At 52.9% G+C, this 522-nt stretch carries 1 rRNA gene; it reads left to right on the forward strand.

The features are described 5' to 3' along the window. Window positions 1–260: 260 nt before the first annotated feature. Window positions 261–522, forward strand: a 23S ribosomal RNA gene (locus ACT6UX_RS30450); the annotation flags it as partial.

Consider the following 522-nt stretch of genomic DNA (forward strand, 5'->3'; position numbering starts at 1 on the left):
TGTCGTCGGTTCGACTCCGTCTGGCTCCACCACTCGCCGAGCGGCGAGAGGCGAATGACCTGAGGCGCGCATCGCATACAAGTTTGCCGTTACCTGAATGGGTGATGTGCATTGATATTGTGAAGGAAGAATGAGACCGGCTCCCCTGAGCTTTTAGGTCTGGTTCGATAAGAAGACATTGTCTGACAAAAATCAGGCTTGGTCCCCCGGCGCCTTTCCAGTCGGGTGGAATAAACCAAGCATGAGTTTTGCTGAGAAACGATCAAACGTTGAAGGGCTTCTGACGGATGCCTTGGCGTAGAGAGGCGATGAAGGACGTGGCAAGCTGCGATAAGAACCGGGGAGGCGCTAGCACCCTTTGATCCGGTTATTTCCGAATGGGGGAACCCACCTTTACAGTCTTCCAACTCTGTTCCGGCTTCGGCCGGGTCAGCGATTGGCGGATTGTTGAAAGGTATAATGAGCTGAATACATAGGCTTCATTAAGCGAACGCGGGGAACTGAAACATCTCAGTACCCGTA

The organism is Reyranella sp. (assembly GCF_052439685.1).
Lineage (GTDB): Bacteria > Pseudomonadota > Alphaproteobacteria > Reyranellales > Reyranellaceae > Reyranella.